This is a genomic window from Halobacillus halophilus (assembly GCF_020171985.1).
Lineage (GTDB): Bacteria > Bacillota > Bacilli > Bacillales > Halobacillaceae > Halobacillus > Halobacillus halophilus_A.
On record NZ_JAIVAL010000003.1, the window covers coordinates 261,417 to 281,196 of the forward strand.

General features: G+C 38.3%; 19 protein-coding genes. 3 read left to right on the forward strand and 16 right to left on the reverse strand.

Features of this window, described 5'->3' with window-relative positions; translation table 11 throughout:
- The first annotated feature begins 172 nt into the window (after positions 1 to 172).
- On the forward strand, positions 173 to 433 hold the full coding sequence (locus tag LCM11_RS08200) for a helix-turn-helix domain-containing protein (protein WP_224893759.1): 261 nt from the start codon (positions 173 to 175) through the stop codon (positions 431 to 433).
- Positions 434 to 556: 123 nt separating this feature from the next.
- Positions 557 to 742 (forward strand): hypothetical protein, encoded by a 186-nt coding sequence (locus tag LCM11_RS08205; protein ID WP_224893760.1) that lies wholly within the window; start codon positions 557 to 559, stop codon positions 740 to 742.
- Between the two features lie 938 nt (positions 743 to 1,680).
- On the opposite strand, the gene LCM11_RS08210 is transcribed toward LCM11_RS08205, so the two are convergent.
- Positions 1,681 to 2,067, reverse strand: coding sequence for a hypothetical protein (locus LCM11_RS08210; RefSeq protein WP_224893761.1), 387 nt, complete (start codon positions 2,065 to 2,067; stop codon positions 1,681 to 1,683).
- A 120-nt stretch (positions 2,068 to 2,187) separates the two neighbouring features.
- Entirely contained in the window at positions 2,188 to 2,628 is a 441-nt protein-coding gene (locus tag LCM11_RS08215) for a plasmid pRiA4b ORF-3 family protein (protein ID WP_224893762.1), read from the reverse strand.
- Positions 2,629 to 2,889: 261 nt separating this feature from the next.
- Here LCM11_RS08215 and LCM11_RS08220 point away from each other — a divergent pair, with 261 nt between their 5' ends.
- Positions 2,890 to 3,129: a hypothetical protein gene (locus LCM11_RS08220; protein WP_224893763.1), complete on the forward strand. Its 240-nt coding sequence runs from the start codon at positions 2,890 to 2,892 to the stop codon at positions 3,127 to 3,129.
- A gap of 188 nt (positions 3,130 to 3,317) precedes the next feature.
- Here LCM11_RS08220 and LCM11_RS08225 read toward each other — a convergent pair whose 3' ends face one another.
- The 14 genes from LCM11_RS08225 to LCM11_RS08290 form a co-directional block, all read right to left on the reverse strand.
- Positions 3,318 to 3,902, reverse strand: a complete 585-nt coding sequence (locus tag LCM11_RS08225) for a hypothetical protein (RefSeq protein WP_224893764.1) — start codon at positions 3,900 to 3,902, stop codon at positions 3,318 to 3,320.
- A 167-nt stretch (positions 3,903 to 4,069) separates the two neighbouring features.
- Positions 4,070 to 5,275 carry a hypothetical protein gene (locus tag LCM11_RS08230; RefSeq protein ID WP_224893765.1) on the reverse strand — a complete coding sequence of 402 codons (1,206 nt, stop codon included), beginning with the start codon at positions 5,273 to 5,275 and terminating at the stop codon, positions 4,070 to 4,072.
- Positions 5,276 to 5,351: 76 nt separating this feature from the next.
- A complete protein-coding gene (locus LCM11_RS08235) occupies positions 5,352 to 6,500 on the reverse strand; it encodes a hypothetical protein (RefSeq protein ID WP_224893766.1) in 1,149 nt (382 codons plus the stop codon).
- 404 nt (positions 6,501 to 6,904) lie between these two features.
- Positions 6,905 to 7,420 carry a hypothetical protein gene (locus tag LCM11_RS08240; RefSeq protein ID WP_224893767.1) on the reverse strand — a complete coding sequence of 172 codons (516 nt, stop codon included), beginning with the start codon at positions 7,418 to 7,420 and terminating at the stop codon, positions 6,905 to 6,907.
- A gap of 228 nt (positions 7,421 to 7,648) precedes the next feature.
- A complete protein-coding gene (locus LCM11_RS08245) occupies positions 7,649 to 7,924 on the reverse strand; it encodes a hypothetical protein (protein WP_224893768.1) in 276 nt (91 codons plus the stop codon).
- Between the two features lie 335 nt (positions 7,925 to 8,259).
- A complete protein-coding gene (locus LCM11_RS08250) occupies positions 8,260 to 9,264 on the reverse strand; it encodes an LPXTG cell wall anchor domain-containing protein (protein WP_224893769.1) in 1,005 nt (334 codons plus the stop codon).
- A gap of 457 nt (positions 9,265 to 9,721) precedes the next feature.
- On the reverse strand, positions 9,722 to 9,919 hold the full coding sequence (locus LCM11_RS08255; protein ID WP_224893770.1) for a hypothetical protein: 198 nt from the start codon (positions 9,917 to 9,919) through the stop codon (positions 9,722 to 9,724).
- Positions 9,920 to 10,023: 104 nt separating this feature from the next.
- A complete protein-coding gene (locus tag LCM11_RS08260; protein ID WP_224893771.1) occupies positions 10,024 to 10,503 on the reverse strand; it encodes a hypothetical protein in 480 nt (159 codons plus the stop codon).
- A 173-nt stretch (positions 10,504 to 10,676) separates the two neighbouring features.
- Positions 10,677 to 12,680, reverse strand: a complete 2,004-nt coding sequence (locus tag LCM11_RS08265; protein WP_224893772.1) for an acyltransferase family protein — start codon at positions 12,678 to 12,680, stop codon at positions 10,677 to 10,679.
- Between the two features lie 321 nt (positions 12,681 to 13,001).
- The gene (locus LCM11_RS08270) at positions 13,002 to 14,642 is read right to left on the reverse strand and encodes an amidohydrolase (RefSeq protein ID WP_224893773.1); all 1,641 of its coding nucleotides are present in this window, start codon (positions 14,640 to 14,642) and stop codon (positions 13,002 to 13,004) included.
- 44 nt (positions 14,643 to 14,686) lie between these two features.
- Positions 14,687 to 16,114 (reverse strand): sodium:solute symporter family protein, encoded by a 1,428-nt coding sequence (locus LCM11_RS08275; RefSeq protein ID WP_224893774.1) that lies wholly within the window; start codon positions 16,112 to 16,114, stop codon positions 14,687 to 14,689.
- A 366-nt stretch (positions 16,115 to 16,480) separates the two neighbouring features.
- Complete coding sequence (locus LCM11_RS08280; protein WP_224893775.1) at positions 16,481 to 17,203, reverse strand: GntR family transcriptional regulator; 723 nt, start codon at positions 17,201 to 17,203, stop codon at positions 16,481 to 16,483.
- A gap of 187 nt (positions 17,204 to 17,390) precedes the next feature.
- On the reverse strand, positions 17,391 to 18,422 hold the full coding sequence (locus LCM11_RS08285; protein WP_224893776.1) for a GDP-mannose 4,6-dehydratase: 1,032 nt from the start codon (positions 18,420 to 18,422) through the stop codon (positions 17,391 to 17,393).
- Positions 18,397 to 19,770, reverse strand: a complete 1,374-nt coding sequence (locus LCM11_RS08290) for a UDP-glucose dehydrogenase family protein (protein WP_224893777.1) — start codon at positions 19,768 to 19,770, stop codon at positions 18,397 to 18,399. Before LCM11_RS08290 ends, LCM11_RS08285 begins: the two co-directional genes overlap by 26 nt.
- Positions 19,771 to 19,780 lie beyond the last annotated feature (10 nt).

Consider the following 19,780-nt stretch of genomic DNA (forward strand, 5'->3'; position numbering starts at 1 on the left):
TCAGAAGTTATAGCTATTTATCCCTCTTCTCTATTTGAATTCTATAAATTCTTTACACGAGCCCTGATTAATTGGAAGGTAATTTTAAAAAACACACCATTATTTACTTTATATGTAAAAATATCACTCTCAGTTTGTGGTAAGTTTCACCATTGCATACGAGAATTTTAGTATGAGAAAAGAACCTATTGAAGAAGCCATTGCCATATTTGGCACTCAAGTACGTAACACACGAACAGAACTGGGCATGACCCAGGAAGAGCTCGCTGATAAAGTCGAGCTGTCACCAAACTATATCGGTTATATTGAACGAGCAGAAAGGCATCCCGGCATCTATCAGATCATTGCGATCTCTTTTGCCCTGGGCGTCAGTCCTGCTGCCTTATTCAATGACGTAAACGTACCGGATGATTTGTATAAATCTCCGGAATAAGGATCTGGAAAGGAGTATAGAAGACATTCTGCATAGTAAGACTCAATGAAAAAAAGGCAGCGCAGCAATACCTACGATTTGCTGCGCTGCCTTACTACTATATTGGAAGGAAGAAATTATACAATGGATTATATTTTAACACGTACAGAACTGGAGAATGATGGGCACAGGAGTATACATATCCTCGACATCCGCAAGGCTCAACACCTCATCTACTACCCGGAAGAAATATCGCATCTGGAGCAAAGTTTAAGAACGTTTCTATTTACCAGATTGAAAGGGATAAATGAAGGTCAGTACGATGCTTAAATCTTACTTCAGCTCCTAATCCCTCAAATACCAGCCCGGGCTTCTTCCCCTTCTCTATTTTTAACCTCTATAACTTGATAGCTGCACGACTCTCCCGCTTTGCTTCTACCTTCTCTGCAAGCATATTAACCAATAGAATAGTTCTTTAAAAAGTACCCATTCCATTAAGCAAAACTATTCTGGCAACCAGCCATGAAAAAAAGGTCTCGCAGAATCTGCAGGACCTTTTTTCACGACAATCTTCGTACCGCGAGCGACACCCTGAATTGCCTACTAGTAAAAGTGATTATAAAATTGCCTGAATAGTTCTTTATCCTGACTGTATTCTTTCCCGTCATCCAGCCTGTTTTTCCTTCTATCTTTTGTATATTTGCTGCAAAAAAGGTTTGCTGGACCCCGTGGGCTATTTCGATAAGGGACAATACAAAGAGGATCAGAAAAATCAGCGACACACCAATCAGCCAGGGTCTTTTCGTCATGATGGTGTCATAATACAACCCTACATTTGATGCCCAGTCACACGTGATCGGCAGCAGGGGATCTGTCATTTAGTAGGTTATTTAGGTGTTTCTATTAGCGGTGAGAGGGGTTTTCTCGAACTATGTTTTGATCCTTATAGTTATCTTTTAGGTTTCTTTAGTTCTTAGTGGCTGAAACCCTTTCTTCATCAAATATGGTCCGTCTTCTAATTCCTCTAGTGGCTGTGAATACTACAAACCTGGTTGTACGAAATAAGGGGGGAGTCAGATTACTTTTTTTACAATTATAGGAATAGATAGTACTATATGACGAGCAAAAATTACCAAATTTTCCGAATAATCATAAAGGGATAAAGGAGTTCATATGTTTTCATTATCTTACATATTCAAGGAAATACTTAGACCACTCTATACCCTTTAACGGCTGTTGCTGTTAGAGGGGGCTTTTTTATGTCCTTTTTATAAATATGGTATGGATGTGTTAATTTTGTCTTTACTAATGTAATCATTTAGATAATCATAGATAGACTTATACGCTTCTTTTCTATAAACACTATGACGAATGTGTCGTGAATCTCTGTAGCTTTGTTCATCTTCTATCTCTACAAAGCGTACTATTACAACATCTTGTTCTAGTTTCCCGTTCATAAATTTATTTACTTGATAATCCGTTAATTGATATTTTGGTTTATTTTCACGAATATAGTTCTCAATATCCTTAAACAGTTGATCATGGTTTGTGTACCCTAGTTCCCAATCCCAATTAACTTGATGCCATCTGTCAGGTTTGACCCCATCCTTTTGATCCTTTTGACTTTGATCTACCAGTTGTACATAGTATTTCATAGAATCCCCTTTCCGTTTTTACAAATTTTAGTTCATTGTATATCAGATTACCCTACTATAGTGCCTCTAAATCTTATCTAATGGTTTGATCTGCCACCCTAACGGTTGGACGTTCCACTGTCACGCTCCTTCTATCATCTCTTTCACCTTGATCTGTATTCTCCACTCCTCACCATAGTCATAAAGATAAAGTATCGTATCGACTTGTTTTAACCCAGTTTCCCCAATGAGAATTTGATCGGCCGATTGTTCTGACGGTCCCTCTTCCGAACTGCTGAGGGAAGGTTCGGTCCAAGCTTTCCCGGTCATGAAAAAGCTATACAAATGGCCATCCCAAAACCCATAGGCTTGCTGAATGGCCACATGAAGATCTTCCATAGTGTCAACGCCAGAACATTGAATCTCAGCGCTCGCATCCCCTAGGGTGATTAGAAACGTGTAGGTTCCTTGAAACGGCTCTTCACCATTTCTCGGAAACATCGGCTGGAGATCATCCGTTTCAAACAAATCTTGAAAACGATCGATAAATCGATCATCCTCATCGCCCCGGGAGTAGGACAAACCATAATCTGCTGCGACGATATCCTCAACTAGAATCAGACTATTTCCGTCTTCCGGATAACGTCCAGGGTTGACGAGCCACTCGCCTTCACGCTTTCTTGCTCACACGTTCCAAACCGATATCGGACGAGTGAGAAAGAGTGCCTGCAAGAGCCTCCAGCCCACCTCCGTGGACTGGATGGATATACTCTGTTTGTACGATTCCATTTTTTCCAAAAGCGTGTAATTCCATAGACCAAAATAAGAGAGTACAGGTACCATATGACCGATATGAAAGAGAGAAATAGCAAACGTTCTTCCAGGCACATTGATTTCCTGCTGTTCGTAACGGGTGCCTCGGCTTTTTCTGTAGCTTCCTCTATTGCTTTAGACTCAGCTCTTCTTGTTCTTTTAGCTCTTCTTAAGCTTGTTGATCGTCTAGCTAATCTTGAACTTATTTGGATGCTTCGGTTGCTAAATTCTCTCCATTTACATTGGTATCAAATGCTCCAGTTTTTTTAGGTTGCTCGCCTGTTAGTTGGACAGTTCCCTCCTACATTTTTACTACTATCCAGTTCTAAAAACTCTCTCCAGAAAATAGTAATAGCAATCGCTCCTCACTTAACATTCCTTTATACTTATTATGTAATAGAATCTCTCTCAATACGATCAGCACTCTTTAATAAAAGCTGAATCCAATTCCTATAAGATTATTTATTCTGATTCATTAATGAAGTAATTAGATTGCTCCAATACAACCCACTTTTTTCAGCGTCTTCATATTGGTAGCTATTAAGTTCCGCTCCTTGTTTATTATTTAATAACATAATTCGTTTGTAAGGGTGTTGCGGAGTGTTGAAAGAAACCGTCAACATCATGCGATTAACCACCTTTCTCCCTGTCTTCTTACCTGTAAACCCACCAATTATGGCCCCTACACCTCCAGCTAATGCTCCACCCACAATGGCTCTTCCGGTAGCCGAGGAAAGAGAAGCTTCATACGCTTGTGTATCATCAATAGAAAATTCGACATTGATAATGTTTTCATATCCCCAAGAAGTCCAGCCACCTTCATCAATAACGTATAAGAGCTGTCTCTCCCCATCATTTAAGAGATAAGATCCATCTTCGAACTTTTGATACTCGTAATCGTTAATATTATTATCTTCCAGCAGTTGATGTAAAACATTCCCAGTGAGTTTACTAACTCTTATTCTGTCTCCCTCTTCAAAGACTACAACTAATACTCCTATAATTATTGGTCCAATAATTAAAATCATAATTAATGTTCCCATATAAAACAGCCTCCTTTATATTGTAAAATGTTATATCAATGACGTGTATGGATTCCCGAATTAACTTCTTCCTGCACAACTCCCCTTGATTTTCTATTAGATTATAGAACGTTTAATACACTTTATGGCTGTATTACACAGTGAGTACGCATAATAGTTAGGTACATTTAACCCCCATTCCATCTAGAACGTAAAGCATTATCGTGAAGATAAGTAAAATGAACTTCTTTGCATTCCTTCACTGCTCTTTTATTTCCTTCTGATTCCATAAGTTTCTTGCCTGCTTTAAATAACCCCCATGCCACACGACTGACGATCACTAATCCTGTAGGATCAGGAATAAGGGCATCCATAACTGTATCGGCCGCAAGATCTCCTAGTATGTCAGCTCCTATGCCGAGAGCTGAAAAAGCTAAGAACTCTCCCGCTGCAATAACTGTCATTCTTTGAAGCTCTTGCTGTGCTTGTCTTTTCGAGACGCCGCGCTTTATATTCCAATAATAATGCAATGCGGCAGCACTCATCGAAATAACAAAAAACGTACCGTTGATTCCCATAATGTCCATCATCGTTTGATCTAGTATGGAAGGATCAACTGTACTCAATAGAGTTTCAATCGAATGCTGAGACATAAATCCTATCGCTGATAAACCTGCGCCAATTGTTCCAAAAGCGATACTCGCTTTAATTAACTGGGATTTTTTCACCCTCCAGGGACGGGGATCCCGCTTCAGCCGGTACCATTCTGCTAGTACACCAATGGTTGACGAAAGGATCGCCCCTCCACCGATAGACATCGCTCCATGCTCTAAGGAAGATACCGTTATCGTCTGTTCGTTATGATTCAATGTCGCCTGGAATTTTTCATCAAGCGTAGAATCTAAAGTGAAGTACTCACTTTGTGTAGCGTGACGGGTGCTACCGCCGTGAAGGTACTCCAGATGCCCAATTTCTGTTGAAAACATCACATTATTTGGATCAGCAGCTAATTCTATATTTCCAGGATGATCACTAACAAGTTTCATATGATGCCCTTCCATGCCTTCAATAGGGATGGGATCTCCTTGTGACCAATTCCTTGTTGCGTTAATTTGCTCTTGATTAAAATAATCCACTTGTCCATTATCGTTAATAAAATGAAAGACTTCCTGAGGAGCATTCCGTTCTTCTTGAGCAAAAAAATGATACGCTTCCCACTCGCGCTCCACCCCTTCCCCTCTTGCATATTCCATAGAGTTGATACCACTACTATCAAATGAATCGAGGAGCAGTTGATAATCCTCTAGAGCCTTTTCTTCATAATCAAGGTACTCTAATTCTTTCGGCTCAACTAACAACTGGTCCGAGGCCCACTCACTGGATAAATAACTCAATGCGACTCCTTCAGAGGATAATAAAGAGGAGTAGAAGTAATGGTTGTTCCTCAACCTCCGATTGCTTAATGGCAATTTAACTCACCTCTTTTTTGGTGGTCTGGAGTACTTGTTTCGTAAACAATGGTTTGACTTCCGGCTTTATTTTTGCAAATGCTTCTGAGTAGACGGACTGATAGTAGGTTTGCGTAGGAACAGAAAGGTATTGCATATTCCACCCTCCAAGCAGACGAGTAAGTTCATACAATCGTTTACCTTGAGTGTAGTAATAGGAATTTGCCTGCAGTTTATTATAAGCTTGTTCAATAGATCGAATGGCTTCTTCATTGTATTGATCGATTTGCTCATCATCGATTTCTACTGGGCTGAATAATTTCATAGACTGCTTGGAAAGTTCATTGTAACGCTCTCGTAATTCTGGCTGGTTTTGGATCCACTGTCGATCTATCTGTTGATCTATACGTTCCAGTTCTTTAACCATCTCCGGATTTCTATGTTTCTTTTTACTCAATATATTAATGGTATTTTCCATGATCCCCATGTTCATTTTGACTTTCTCTTTATAGTTCTCATTTGTTTCTTTCATGAATTGGTACCCTTGTTCCAGTGTTTTCATATGTAAATCTTTCGCGAAATTATAGTCCTCTGAACGGCAGTTATCGAGGAACACCCGTGATACCCGGTTTAATCGTTCTATCACTTTTTTCTTAACCTTGGAATCCCTAGATTCCATAAATGGCTGAATAGCATCAAGATATTCATTTACAAACTCTTTGTAACTTGGGTATTTATTCAAGGCAGATTCAATTATATCCAGTTTTTCAGAGGATGAGCCTTGCTTGGATTGAATCAATTCAAGCCATTGATCTTGATCCTGAATTTCTTCCTTTAAATATGCATCTAATCTCTCTTTTAATTGAGCCATGTGCTTAGCATTTTTTTCCTCTGCCTTCTTTAGCCACTCAAGAACATTCTCTTTGTTAAAATCGATTAAATTTTCATATGTTTGCGCATGATGTGTCTGGATTTCCTGTAGAAGTTCTTTTTGATTATCAATGTTTTTCTCCATCAAATTACGTAAAAGCTCTTGTGAAGTTGTGTTAAAGTCTTCTTTTACCTTTTCGTATTTTTGTTTGTTATCCGATTTAATTGTATAAATCTGAAATACTATCCAGGCATTCACTAACAGTAAAATTGTCAATAAAACCAACCCTGCAATTATCATCTCGCCATCCTCCCACATTATATAGTTCAAACTTACTACATATATATCGGAACGCTACAATCATTAATTAAGTAAAATTCCTTATTTTTGAAAAAAAGTAATTATAATTGTTTAGAAATGAGATAAATTCATCCCACCCTCCCTCTCCATACACCAATAAGCAGGAGAGTGACCTTTCACTAAAGAAGACGAGAAAAGTGGCTGATTATATCCAAAGTTGATTCAGAAGATAATCCATAAATTCAAGCACAAAAAAAGCACCCCTTTAGAGGTGCTTTTCAGGAATCGCATAGTCATACTACATTTCATAAACATAGTTTTATATTTTCATTATTCATTCGTCCAACGAAAACTCCTAGGCTGCAGAACTCACATTAAAAATAGATTTAGTATTACCTCATTTTCTAATGATAAATCTGGACCTCAAGAACCGTATTAACCTGTTCTATTTGTTTCATTACATTTTCCAACTTATTGATGGTATTTTTAGCTTCCATGGAAAGATACCCCTCAACCCAAAGGGATTCCTCAGGGTCAAGTGCCTCTGAAAGATCGTCCACCTGGTCTATATATTGTCTCATGTTGAAAATACTCTGTTCCATGATCTTATAAGCTACAGAAAAATTCTCATAAATCATGGCTGGGTTATCCAAATACGTATGTCCATCTTCATCTTCAAAAACATCCGCCAGGCTGCTTTTCGTGAATAAGGTCTGTTCAAGTACATCCTGAATAGTTGCATCACTTATAGGAGGTTGATTGGGTGTATTTTTTAAAGCTTTAACATTTCCCTTTTTCAGGGAGGCCATGATAAATTCATGACTCATTTCGAAAATGGCATCATTGGTATCTTCAATCATGTTAAGTAGTTTTTTAGTTACTCTTACATAAGTTACTCGTCCTTCTTCTGGATACTCCATAAGTATATGAAAAACTCCTTAAATCATATTTTATTCCAACAGAGAAAAATCGAACGTTTGCTACATACTAACTGACTATGAATGCCCTAACTTTCACTTTATGATCAGGAGTATCGCAAGCGAAAGCAGAGTATTTTTAACTCCTGGCACTAGTCAGCATACATTCATTAAAGCTAGCCATCAGGTGGATTAGCCTTCCACTTTCTTTTATTCGTTACTGTATTGATTTTAAGCACTTCCTACCATCTCTCCTTCAAGATATACTGTTAATACTATGGCTCTTTCTTGGTCAGTTGTATCCACAACAAAAACTAATCCATTGTTCTTAATGTAAGTAACAACTCCTTTGCCTCTATCCTTATTAGGAGCAGAATAGAGAGTAACTCCTGACCAAATTTCCCGCCGAATAAATTTAACAGAGTCCCAATAAGACTCTGTCGTAACTCTTTGTCCAAACCGCTCTATCGCATGTTTTGAAACATTTACAATCTGAATTTTATTCAAATTGCCTCCTCCTATTTTCCTCCTTTCACAAAAGCGATACTCCCTAGAAAGATAATAGCATAATTTTCTAAAAATTGAAATAAAATGGTTCATTAATCCTATAAAAACAGAAATTCACATGAATATTTTAGCATGATCAAAACGTACGGAGGGGCAGCTCCGGAGTCGTGCTGGATATTGGATATTCCATTACTTGTATTACTCTAAAACCATTTGACCGGCATCATTACTTGATCATGCCCTTATGTATAGAGATCAATATAATGATTACGATTAACCCAGCCTAATTTTTATTGAATATAAAAGAAGCAGGCGTTAAAACGCCTGCCCTTTCATTATTGTGATTTTGTCTTACGAATGCCCAGGCCTACTGCTCCCAGGAGCGCTACACCCAAACCAGCTAACATTCCAAGCGGAAGGGAAGAAGAAGTGTCTGGCAGCTCGCCGCCTTCTTTTTCTTCTGCGCTTTCTTCATCTTGATCGGCTGCTTCATCGTTAGATGCTTCATCATTCGCAGCCTCTTCTTCTGTCATGTCACCGGAGTCTTCCTCAGAAGCATTCTCTTCTTCAGATTCAGCAGCTTCTTCTTGCTCACTGTCATCGCCGGACTGATCTTCCTGCTCTTCACTTTCAGAGCCTTCATCAGCGGAATCTTCCTGATTGTCGTTATTTTCTTCTTCAACAGGTTCTTCCTCTGTATCATTGTCGGAATCATCTTTCTCTTCTTCCGGTACTTCTGGGGCGTCAGCTACGAAGGATTCCGTTTCTCCATCACTGAATAACGTCATCGCAATCATGCCACCATCAGAGAAAGCGACAGAAAGGATGTCTAAATCTTCTGTCTGCCACGTGTAAACGGAAGATGTAGAGCTCATATCCTCAAATTGCGCTTTACTTGATGCACCTTTGGTACCTTCTGCGCCGATAATATCCACAGCATCTTCATAAGAGTCACCCTCTTCAATCTCATCAAATGCTGCTGCCAGGTCGGCATCAACGGTTTCAAAATCCATATCTCCAGACTCAGAGAACACGACGGATTCAACATTCTCACCGTCTATACCCGTACTCACGGTTAAGAAATCACCATCATCATCTGTCCAGGAAGCAGACTGAATACCTTCTATATTATCCTGTTGATCCGGTTCTCCCAGTTCATCAACGACCGAATCAAAAGCTGTATTCTCACTGCTTAATTGATCCGCATAGTCCTGTGTAAGGTCGAAGGATGTCTCAGCTTGTACCACATTTGTATTCATAACGTTAGGTGCTGCGAACGTCCCACCAAGTGCAAGTGACGCGGTTAGCGCGGTAGAAACAATTATTTTTTTACTGTTCATTCTTATCTCCTCCTAAAATGGATTTAACTAGATTTTTTGTTTTGGAAAACTATAGGACTATGATGCTGCGAATTTATTAAAATTATCTGCATCACACTTCCTGAGCCTAAAGACCATGTAATCGAAAATTAGGAAGTTTCACCTCATACAGAAGACGAACCACGAGCAGCCTTATGCTGATAGGTGTCTTCAGTGGAATGCTCTTTCCTATGTCTGCATGAATAAGACTCGTAACGTCCATGTTATAAGATCGTAATATTTATGTAAACCTATAATATACAATAATTACTATTTATGAAGTATAAAGAACCTAGTAAATAATACCCTACCCGAGCAAGGAGTTTATCTTATAAATATCTCCAATAATAGAAAAAGCATCCCAATCAGGAATGTTTGAAGTTCCTTCACTGCACTTTTAAAGATGCCAGTCGCCTCTACACGCACAAATTTAAAGGCGTCAATCTTCTAATCTATACCCTGCCTTTCTAAGTATGTTCTTCGCCTGATGATAATGATAATTTAGCTCCGCTCTTGTTTCCGCTTCTAACATCTTCCTCACGTGCATTCTGTATCTTTGTAGATCATCGTCAGGACCTTCTTTTCCTGACAGTCCAAAAGGAATTAAATCTCCCACCTCTGATTCTCCCCTATCCAAATTCACTTCTCCTTACAATATGAAAAGCATAAGAAAACGTGTGATCCTGGGCCTCCGGGGAGCATTGCTTTAACCTTCCCCCATCCTATTATGAAATTCTTTCATTATATATTTTCCGGTCTAATGTCTAGCTCAAAATTATTGATTACTTTCGATTTAATCACGTTTTCATTTTCATCTAATAGATGTACTTTTACAGCGCCATTTTTTATTAGATTCTCATAAAGTTCTCTATCTCTTTCACCAATAAGTGTTAATGTAACACTGAGAGGCATGGTAATGTGAGGTGGCACTTCGTGTAATTCTGTTCTAAATTTTCTTTGAGAGACGTCTAGTATGGACATAAGTTTTTCACTTTCTATAACAAACTCAGCGTAATAAGATTGAGATGGATTCGAGGAATTATTTTCAATGTAAGCATCAAGTGACAATGCAAGTCCATTGCCATCTTCTTCACCGCCCGGGGCTAACTGCACTTCACTTTGTTCCGTAATTTCCAGGGGGTCACCTAAGGTGTAGTAAAGATAACTAACTATGCCTATAAGAACCACTATCATCCAAAATGTGATTATTTTCGCCTTCAAATAAAAGCTCCTTTATAACAAATATGATTTCCTAATTTTAACATTACCAAATAGCGATCTAGCAAAAAACCCGTTTGGTTCATATTCGCACAAAAGGATTCACATGAATAATACGCACATCAAAAGAGCACCTCTCAAAAAAGAGGTGCTCTTCCCATAGCCATATAACCCGGCTACTCCTCATAAAAATGGTTCAACGCTTTCGTTACTTTCTCGCCCAAATAAGGCGCCAGCGTTTTCGCGTACGTTCTCGTTAGATGGTGACCATCCTGATAAACGAGTACATTGCCTATAATCGGCTTACATACATCTTCATTACAGAATTTATCCGTCAAATCAGCATAGTACACATTGTCTAAATTGAGCTGATCGACTTCATCTGATAAATCTTCCAGGTTATTCTCCGTTTTACATTCTTCAGCGTTTCGACCATTCTTATCAATACACGTCGGAATATCAAACTCAGCTCTCGGGTTGTCTTTCAGGGCGAACACGTTGATATCATGTTCATTCAGTTCTCTCCACTGATCCACATAACCCTCTGGTATTCCTTCCCACTCCGTCGCATCGGCAGGTGTATAAACTAAATCCGGCTGCTTCTCGATTAATTTATCCATCACGGTTTCATTCCACTCGCCACACGTCTTCTGGTCGAGTTTCGTGGTCAGTAAATAAGATTCGCTCGAGAACCTGCATGCACTCCGGGTGTAGTTCAATATTTTGATATCATTATTGTTGGCATAATTTTTCAATGGAGCTAACCAATGCGCACTATGAGATCCGCCCACTAAGGCAATAGTATATTCCGGATCCTCTACGTCTCCATATTCGCACATGATCACTTCTGACTCTTCCATCCCCTGGTGGCACCCATCACCGTAACTGATCGGCACTTCGTCCTTCGCTTGTAAGATGGTGGGCATAAACGGTTCATCAGTACTAAATTCTTTTCCTGGTTCCATCGCCTCGGCTCCGGGATAATCAGTGTTCGTTATTTCCACACTAGCAGATGCCGCCTGTGTATCTTTCACGTAGTACGTCCAGGAACCATTCAAAACCACCACAGGAATAGCGATTCCAAGTAAGATGAGAGCTAATTTTGGTTTGGATTGTATTTTTCTATTTCTGATTGGTTTCTCTACTAGATTCGTCGTTACATACGCAACGACTATGGCGAGTCCAATGATTAACAAGCCGTGAACGACCGATACGGTTTGGTTACCCGTGATGTTGTAATATAAGACAAGCATCGGCCAGTGCCATAGATAAAAACCATATGAAATCCCACCAAACTTCACGAGAGGTTTCGTACTAAGCAGATGATGGACGCCATACTTTCCACCACGGTTTCCCGCGACTAAAATGAAAACAGCGCACAATACCGGCCAGAGAGCCGCATAGCCAGGGAAGACTGTCCCTACCTGTAAGAGAAGCCCACATGTAATTAAACCAAGCAGCCCGATCCAGCCAGCTACTACACTCGTCCATTTATTTAACGAAATATGGGCGATGACCAGAGATAGAATACCGCCTGCAGCAAATTCCCATACTCTCGCAAACGTATCAAAATAAGCCCACGGTTGGTTCACTCCCGTTATATAAACGGAATAACCAATGGATACGATAAACATGCCGATCAATGTATAGAAAAATAGATTTCTAACATTCTTATTTAGCTTCCTGGCAATCCCTATTATGGTCAGCAGGACTAAGGTCCAGATGATATAAAACTGAAACTGGGTACTCATGGCCCAGAAGTGCTGCACGGGACTTGCCGCGTTATTCTGCGCCAGATAATTGACTGAATTACTCGCAAGCTGCCAATTCTCCACATAGATTAAGGAAGCCGCAACTTCTTTAATAATCGTTACCCACTGTGTTTGAGGTAAGAAATAAAAACTCGTAATAATGACAAATGCAAGTACCGCAAAGGCGATTGGAAATAATCTCTTCCCAAGTTTAAGAAGAAATCCAATACCGTCGACTTTACCTGTTCTTTCGTACATATTTAAAAGCGATGTTGTTATTAAAAATCCGGATACAACGAAGAACACATCCACTCCACCTGAAACATTCCCAAGCCAGATGTGATAGATCGCTACTAATAGGGCAGCTACCGCGCGTAACCCTTCTATCTCCGGCCTGAACTTCCTATTCGTCTTTTTAGATAGATTCATCTAAAGCCTCCGTTTTAAGTGAAATACCGACATATATTTTACCATGAAACGGAGGGAAGATGTTATATTAGTCATTATTTAATAATAAATCTGCTAAGACTTCTCTATTCACAATAACCATTATAAATTTAGTATTTGGTAATCTTATTGAACGATGAAAACTTTCAACAAGAAAGATATTATTCTATTCACTACCGTTCTATTATGTCTTTCATCTTTATCTTAACGAGACCTCATTTAACATCAATATTACTCCATAGTAGTATAAAGCTTAAAAAAAGAGTAACCCCAAATAAATTGGGGTTACTCTTTTTTTAAGCTTTATTTATTATACACTCTTTTACCACCAATATAAGTGGCCAAAACTTCTATTTCCTTTATTTCAATAGGATTACAGGAGGTAGGATCCTTGTCCAATACAGCAAAGTCCGCTAACTTTCCAACCTCTATTGAACCTACTTCTTGTTCCTCAAAGTTCAACCAAGCTCCATATATTGTCATAGCTTTTAGTGCAGTGGTAACATCAATCTTCTGCTCTTCCCCAAGAGTTCTTCCATCCGATGTGACACGATTGACTGCAGCCCATATTGAGAATAATGGTGAGATTGGAGTGATCGGACAGTCCGAATGCAATGTGAACTTAAAACCTCGCTCTTGGGCATCTTTTAATGGGTTTAAGCGATTGGCTCGCTCTTCTCCCAAAAATATTGACCTATGGCGTTCACCCCAATAATAAACATGGTTAATAAAAAAAGACGCCTCTACTCCTAAACCTTTCATCCGATTCAAATCTTCCCTGGTTGCTGTTTGTACATGCTCTATCCTGTGGCGATGGTCCGGCTTCGGAACCTTATCTAGAGCGTAGGAATAAGCATCCAGAATTGAACCTATCGCACGATCTCCATTTCCATGAGTAGCAATTCGAAACCCTCTTTTGTGTAAATCAAGTACTTCCTCATTAAATTCATTCTGAGCATGACTTAACTCTCCAGTTATATTTGGGTTACAGAAGTAAGGATCTCTCAATGCACCAGTTAAACCTTGTATAGAACCATCTTGGAATAGCTTTGCACTATCCAAACTTCCGTTATAATTAGTATCATTCCGCACCTTTTCATTCAACTGTTCAAAAGTAAGTCCTTCAAAAGGAGCACCTTGATATAATAAATGGTGCAAAATCATAAACCGCATACGCATAGGGTTTTTTTCTTTAGCTACAGCTTCTACATGAGCCTCATACTCAAGAAATCCCTTTACAAGACCAACCCCAGCATCGGTGTTAGTCGTAATACCCTGCTTAAGGTAATCGTTTGCTCCATTCTCAATTAAATTAACTAATTCCTCTTTAGTGTAATCAGGTATAACTTTATCAACAAGATCCATTGCTCCAAATTCATATAAAACGCCATCTAAACTGCCATCTTTGTTTCTACCAAAATGCCCACCTTGAGGATCTTCTACATTGTCACTAATACCAGCAATTCTTAATGCAACTGAATTAACTACAGCAAAGTGACTTGAGATGTGACGTATAAGTACAGGATGGTCCGGAGAAACAGAGTCTAGTTCCTTCCTTGTTGGGTGACGGTTTTCTTCCAATAACGTATCGTCATATCCCCAACCTATAATCCATTCTCCTTGTCTTTTACTCATTGATTCAGTATTTATGCGATCTAATATATCCCCAATATTTTTATTTAGAGGAGAACCACAATTAATTTGATCCAAGTATTGAGAGTACATCAGCAAATGATTATGTGTGTCAATAAAACCTGGGATCAAGGTTTTGCCTTGTAAATCGACAACTTCAGTCTTTGAGGTAATTACATCATTTGGTGGTTCTTTATCCTCCCAGATATATACTATCTTTCCTTTTAAAACAGCTACAGAACTTCTAATACTACCCTCACTATCAAGTGTTAAAATGTTTGCATTCTTAAAAACTAAATCTACTTTTTTCACTTAAATTTCCTTTCACTTAGAAGATTTATCCATATAGATATCGATTATACCCTATTCTTAGCTGAAAGTAGATCTTCCCAAAAAACTGCTCGAACTTGTTCACTGGCAGCATGTCTAGTTAATAAACTAATTATAATTAAACTAATAAGAGACGTTGTTAAGCCAAAAATTGTATGGTCTAAAGTAAGACCTAAATATGGATAAATTATTGTTGCGATTAAGGCCATGATCATACTGATTTGTACTCCTGTCTTTGTAACTCTTTTCCAAAACATTATAGCTAAGAAAGGAAAGACAAGCGTTGCAGCTGAGAGGCGAAGTGCCCATTGATACACGCTAACTATATCAGTCAGATTAAACGCCACAAGCAAACCTAAAATAGAGATTATTGCTACAGTTACCCTTGAAGCGATCATCATTTTCTTTTCCGATGCATCTACATTGAATAAACGTTTATATAAGTCAACAGTTAGGTTTGAACTTCCTTGAAGAATAAATGAGGTAGCCCCTGTCATCAATGCTGCTAGTAAGCCAACAAGCACAATACCACCTAAATATGGAGGTAATACCTCAGCTGTTACATATGAAAATAGTAGATCAGGATTCATATCTACAGGGACATAGTTACGAGCAATCACCCCGATGGAATAAGGTAAGACAGAAACAACACCTGCAATTAAAAACCCTGTAACCCCAGCTTTTCTTGCTACTTTTTCTGTTTTAGATGCAAAAATCCGCTGCCAAGTAGATTGCCATATTATATAAAACGGACCTACAGAAAGAGCAAATAAAAGTACTGCTACTAACCCATCTGGCCCTACTGGAGTGAGGTATTCCGAGGGGGTATTATTTACAACATCCTTAAATCCACCACTATAAAAAATACTAGCGATAAATAAAGCAATGATACCAACTATAATAATTACACTTTGAATCGCATCAGTAATAATTGTTGCAGGCAAGCCCCCTAAGATAGTAAACCCTAAAATTAATACAAAAGCTACTATTAGTCCTGTTGATACTTCCATCCCAAATGCAATTGTAAAAACTGTAGTCATCCCGACCATTTGTAAAGCTAAAGTTGGCACGGAATAAACAAAGGCAGATAGTACTGAAGGAATGACTCCCGTAGTTTTACCAAACCTCTCACTGAACAAGTCAGCAATCGTGTAAAGCTTTTGCCTCCTTAACGGTTTTGCAAAAACTATAATTAATAATATACTAAACACAACTGCTGGTAATGCGAATTGGAAAAAACCAGAGAGACCTACTGTAAACCCCATTCCTACCCAACCAATGAATACTGCTGCTCCGCAAAATGTACTAACAATTGTTCCTACGATTGACCAAAAGCCCATATTCCACCCAGCGATTAAATAATCCTGCGATGATTTCACCTTTAAGAAATAATAAATACCTAAACTAAACATAAAAAGAAAATAAACAACCATATAAGATAAATACCAAACCATGCATTAACCCCCAATTTTTAATAGTTCGACAAAATAGTGGCTATTTCTCTATTTTATTACAACTCTAGTCAATTCTAGGTTAAACAAAGATAGTAATCAATCTTATCAGGACGTCCGTACCAGTTTACTTTTGAAAGTCATTTTAGCAACAAATAATACTTGTACATTGCTATTTGATATTAAGGAAATTTACAAATTGAAATGTAAAGATTAATCTACTTTTTGTTTATATTATGGAAGAAATGTATAAGATAATAAGATTTTTTTGGCATTTTAATTAGCATGTTTGATTACTTCTCTATGTAAGGATGCTTAAATGATTTTCCGCTTATTTTCTGAATGGTCTACTTCCTCTTAATAATTGTTTTAATTATTCTTTCTTGACAGGTTTATTTTAAAGGAATACATATCAGCTCTGTAAAAGGCATGTTCTAATTCTACAAACTCACCATTAATATCCAACAGTTTTCTTTCAGTCTTTAACATACTAGTAGAGGCAGGAACATTTAATAATTTTGCATCATCAGTTGAAATCAATCCTGACCGAATTACTTGCTCTGCTTCAAACGTCTTTATTCCTAGCTCTTTTTCAAGTAGGTCATATAAAGTTTCATGGTTTAAATCAAATGAACTAATCTTATTCCCTATAACCAATGGATAATAATGATATTCAACGCCTATGGGGATATGGTTTGCAAAGCGCAATCTTTTAAAATGGTAAGCTTCCTCTAAACCTGTAAGAATTTGTAATCGCTCGTTTAGTTGCATAAATTCTGAATTAATTAACTTTGCGCCCGGCTCCATACCCATGCGCTCAATTGTCTCTGATGTACTACTTAAATTACCCAGCCAATCATCAATTGGCTTAAGGGATATAAAAGTTCCTTTTCCATGCCTTTTTTCTAATATCCCTTCTCTAACTAAAAGATTTATAGCTTCTCTTACTGTACTACGACTAACATTAAACTCCTCAATAAATTCTCGTTCACTAGGTATTTGTTGGTAATAAACTCCATTTAAAATGTTTTGTTCAATTATTTGCTTTAGTTGTATGTGAAGAGGAACGGAGTTTACGTAATTTAGCGGCATATTAATATCACCTCTTTAGCTAGACTTTTGTATTACATAATTTCATGGATAACGCCATCTTATTAGAGTTATTCCAGCTATAATAAAGTTCCTTTTAATCTATTCTAATTAAAAGAGTGCGCTACTTTTTCAATAAATTTAAAACTCCTTAAACTTAAATTTGTTTAAGGAGTTTTAATGAAAAAGCTTATCTTACCTGATAATAATCTACATACCAATCAGCAAACTTCTGCAAGCCCACCTGAATGGTAGTTTTTGGCTTAAACCCTACAGCTTCTTGTAGTTGATTAGTAGAAGCATAAGTAGCAGGTACATCTCCTGGTTTAATAGGTTCATATTCTTTCTTAAACTCTATATTTTTATCCAGTGCATTACTTAATGCTCTCTCTAACGATTCAATAAACGTCATTAACTTTTCCGGACTGTTATTACCGATATTGTAAACTTTATGCGGAGCACCTTGATCTCCATTTGGCTTATAGCTCAACAGTCGCTCAATACCAACTACAATATCATCGATATAAGTAAAATCACGATAAAGATCATTCTCAAAGTCACCATTGTTATAAACCTTAATTGGTTCCCCAGAGAAGTATCTATCTGTGAATCCGAAATAAGCCATATCTGGACGTCCCATCGGGCCATAAACTGTAAAGAATCTCAGGCCTGTGGCAGGTATATTGTAAAGATGACTATACGTATAAGCCATTAATTCATTAGACTTTTTAGTTGAAGCATATAAAGACACCGGGTGATCGACAAAATCCGTTTCTTCAAAAGGAACCTTTTTATTCGCTCCATACACAGAACTAGATGATGCATAAACTAAATGATCTACAGGGTTATGACGACAAGCTTCCAAAATATTATAGAAGCCTATGACATTGCTCTCCATATACGCATCTGGATTCTCGATAGAATACCGGACACCAGCCTGTGCTGCCAAATTAACAACAATATCGGGTTGATATTCTCTGAAGACTGAATCAATAGCTTCTTTGTCAGCTAAGTTTTTCTTAAGGAATGTAAAGCTGTCATGCGGTTTCAGTAAACCTAGACGTGTTTCTTTAAGTCCTACGTCATAATAATCATTCACATTATCAAGTCCTATTACCTTGCACCCTTCATTAAGAAGCTTCTTCGAGAGGTAATAACCGATAAAGCCAGCTGCGCCGGTTACTAGATAGGTTTTCTTAGTATCTAGTGGATTGTAGTTCATATGCTTCTCCTCTCCTAACTTCCACTCTCCCTGGTTCTCTACCAACCGAATGGTATTCTACTTTCGCTTTCTTCATTTCTTCAATATCATAGATATTCCGTCCATCATAGACTAAAGGCGTCCGCATCAAGCCACGGTATAATTCTGGAGTAACAGCTTTAACCTCTCCCCATTCTGTAAATACAAAACAAACATTAGCATTTTCTAATGCTTCTTCTACCTTATTAACATACGTAATCGACCCTTGACGGTTAGGACCTTCAGGATAAACTTTTGCAAAGTTATCTGCTCCTACTGGATCGTATGCATAGATATCCGCACCTTGATCCAAAAGTAAAGGTACATTATCAAGTGATGGAGATTCACGCAGGTCATCAGTTCCTGGCTTGAACGTTAACCCTAAGACCGCAACTTTAAGGCCATTGAATGTAATCAATCGATTACTTGCTTTTCTATAAAGGGAAGTTTTTTGATTTTTGTTTACATCAATCGCTGCCTTCACTGTCTTAAGTTCATAGCCATTCTGCTGAGCTAAGTAATCAAGAGCCTGTGTATCTTTCGGGAAGCATGATCCCCCAAAACCGATCCCCGCATTCAAGAACTTAGAACCAATTCGTTCATCATAACTCATACCTTCAGCCACGTCTTTGATATCTGCACCAACCAATTCACAAAGGTTGGCAATATCGTTCATATAAGAAATCTTCAATGCCAAAAAGTCATTGGAAGCATACTTAATCATTTCAGCCGACCTACGATTCACAGAAACTATTGGAAGATTGAAAGGCTCATAGATCTCTTTCAATATTTGCTCCGCCCACTCTGTCTCTGTACCAATAATAATTCTTTCCGCGTGAAGGGTGTCACGAACAGCAGATCCTTGAGCGAGAAACTCTGGGTTAGAAGCTACTTCCACATTCACATCGTTAACTAAGAAGTCTTGGATGAATTGTTCAACTTTATCATTAGTACCAACAGGTACTGTGGATTTCACCACTACTAGACAGTCTTTCTCTACAGATTCAGCTACTTGTCTAGCAACGGTTGCTATGTAAGACAAATCTGCAGATCCATCAGGTTTTTCTGGTGTTCCTACACCTAGGAACACCGCATCTGCATCTTTGTAAGCACTTTGGTAATCTGTGGTGTAATCGATTCTTCCTTTGGAGTAGTTTTTCTGCATGAGTTCTTCCAACCCTGCTTCATAAATTGGAGAAACTCCTGACTTCATTACTTCAACTTTTTCTTCATCAATGTCTACACAAATTACTTGATGGCCCATCTCTGCGAAGCACACGCCAGCGACTAAGCCAACGTATCCGGTTCCTGCTACTGCTATTTTATACATATAAAGTCTC

What these genes read in the sequence shown, in the direction of transcription:
- LCM11_RS08240 (WP_224893767.1), bottom strand. Translation starts at nt 7,420, where the DNA reads ATGGAGTATCCAGAAGAAGGACGAGTAACTTATGTAAGAGTAACTAAA.
- LCM11_RS08220 (WP_224893763.1), top strand. Translation starts at nt 2,890, where the DNA reads ATGACCGATATGAAAGAGAGAAATAGCAAACGTTCTTCCAGGCACATT.
- LCM11_RS08225 (WP_224893764.1), bottom strand. Translation starts at nt 3,902, where the DNA reads ATGGGAACATTAATTATGATTTTAATTATTGGACCAATAATTATAGGA.
- LCM11_RS08210 (WP_224893761.1), bottom strand. Translation starts at nt 2,067, where the DNA reads ATGAAATACTATGTACAACTGGTAGATCAAAGTCAAAAGGATCAAAAG.
- LCM11_RS08290 (WP_224893777.1), bottom strand. Translation starts at nt 19,770, where the DNA reads ATGTATAAAATAGCAGTAGCAGGAACCGGATACGTTGGCTTAGTCGCT.
- LCM11_RS08235 (WP_224893766.1), bottom strand. Translation starts at nt 6,500, where the DNA reads ATGATAATTGCAGGGTTGGTTTTATTGACAATTTTACTGTTAGTGAAT.
- LCM11_RS08250 (WP_224893769.1), bottom strand. Translation starts at nt 9,264, where the DNA reads ATGAACAGTAAAAAAATAATTGTTTCTACCGCGCTAACCGCGTCACTT.
- LCM11_RS08265 (WP_224893772.1), bottom strand. Translation starts at nt 12,680, where the DNA reads ATGAATCTATCTAAAAAGACGAATAGGAAGTTCAGGCCGGAGATAGAA.
- LCM11_RS08285 (WP_224893776.1), bottom strand. Translation starts at nt 18,422, where the DNA reads ATGAACTACAATCCACTAGATACTAAGAAAACCTATCTAGTAACCGGC.
- LCM11_RS08205 (WP_224893760.1), top strand. Translation starts at nt 557, where the DNA reads ATGGATTATATTTTAACACGTACAGAACTGGAGAATGATGGGCACAGG.
- LCM11_RS08280 (WP_224893775.1), bottom strand. Translation starts at nt 17,203, where the DNA reads ATGCCGCTAAATTACGTAAACTCCGTTCCTCTTCACATACAACTAAAG.
- LCM11_RS08275 (WP_224893774.1), bottom strand. Translation starts at nt 16,114, where the DNA reads ATGGTTTGGTATTTATCTTATATGGTTGTTTATTTTCTTTTTATGTTT.
- LCM11_RS08200 (WP_224893759.1), top strand. Translation starts at nt 173, where the DNA reads ATGAGAAAAGAACCTATTGAAGAAGCCATTGCCATATTTGGCACTCAA.